1 pseudogene is annotated in these 1,494 nt (G+C 52.4%); it reads left to right on the forward strand.

Going from position 1 to position 1,494, the window contains the following annotated elements:
- Window positions 1–734, forward strand: a pseudogene (locus J1C49_RS21425) (IS5 family transposase); the annotation flags it as partial.
- Window positions 735–1,494 lie beyond the last annotated feature (760 nt).

Here is a 1,494-nt window from a genome sequence, read left to right on the forward strand (position 1 = left end):
CACGGCAAACCGCGTGTCGACGACCGGCGTGTCCTGAGTGGGATTATCTTCGTAAACCGCAATGGCTTGCGCTGGAGGGATGCGCCGAAGGAGTATGGCGCACATAAGAAGCTCTACAACCGTTGGAAGCGCTGGAGCGATAAAGGCATCTTCGCACAGATGCTGGCCGGGTTGGCGGCCGGGAACGGTGAGAAGAAGACCGTGATGATCGACGCCACCTACCTGAAAGCCCACCGCACGGCGTCCAGTCTGGGCGTCAAAAAGGGGGGGGCGGTCGCCTGATTGGGCGAACCAAGGGTGGCATGAACACGAATCTGCATGCCATCTGCGACAGCCGGGGCCGGCCGCTCAACCTGTTCGTCAAGGCTGGCCAGGTCAGCGATTAAATCGGCGCCCGGGCGCTGCTAAGCAGCCTTCCGGACGTCAACTGGCTGCTCGGGGACAGGGGTTATGAGGGCGACTGGTTCAGAGAAGCGTTGAAAGACAAAGAGATCCGCGCCTGCAATCCAGCCCGGAAGCAACGCAAGCCCCCGGTCAAATACGACAAGCGCCGATACAAACGGCGCAACCGCCCCTCTCGTGACCTTGCTGTGCAAGGCACTGCTGGGCAGCGATACGAGATCATGTTCGGCAAGCTCAAGGACTGGAGGCGTGCGGCAACAAGATACGACAGATGCCCCAAGGCATTCTTCTCTGCCATCGCTCTCGCCGCAGTCGTCATCTACTGGCTGTGAAACTCAATGAGTCCAGAGCCAAAATGCACAAAGTTCGCTTTTGACAAGGTCATTCCTAGTCATTACAATATTCACCGCTAAAAGTAGTCAATTCGTTTAAAAAGGTGGCGAAAAAGATGAGCTAATATCCGAGCGAACATAAAATACTAAGCTGACCCCCAAAGCAACACTCGATTTTAGATCAACTTCATATCTCTCAAAAAAATCTGAGCATATTAGATGTAGGTTGGCGATCCCAATTTTTTTAATCTGATCCGAATTGAAACCAGTTGTGCTACGAAACAAAAACTGCTGGTAGCCACGTCCATGCCCTCTACGGATCGCCTGAAAGAAATCCTGTTCGCAATCGGAAATCGCATGCTTGCAGCCACATGTTTCTACTACCGTCTCAAGGCGCCTAAGCGCATTATCAAGTATCGAAAAACCAACAGGCGCCCTTCGCTTTGCTTTGGATGGCCTCGGGATATGGAACATGGGCTGGCACATGAAGTAATACTCATGTATCGCCTCGATCAGCGTGTGATCATCCATTTCAGCTAGCATTTTTTCCTCGCCGCAGAGGCACGCAGCCCTAATGGGGGTGAAATTATTGAAATTCCTGAAGATGTGCAAGATGCAATGACTTCAAACTTTGATGCTTGCGGGTTTCGCCGGCTTTGTAACTATATCTGTCAGGTGGCCAAGTCGGCGTATTTTTTGGCGGGTTTTACATAGCTTGTTCGCGATGTTTACCAGCTTTCTGGCGACCGCAGTGATGATG

This window comes from Cognatishimia sp. F0-27, from assembly GCF_020667845.1.
Taxonomy (GTDB): Bacteria; Pseudomonadota; Alphaproteobacteria; order Rhodobacterales; family Rhodobacteraceae; genus JAFMPQ01.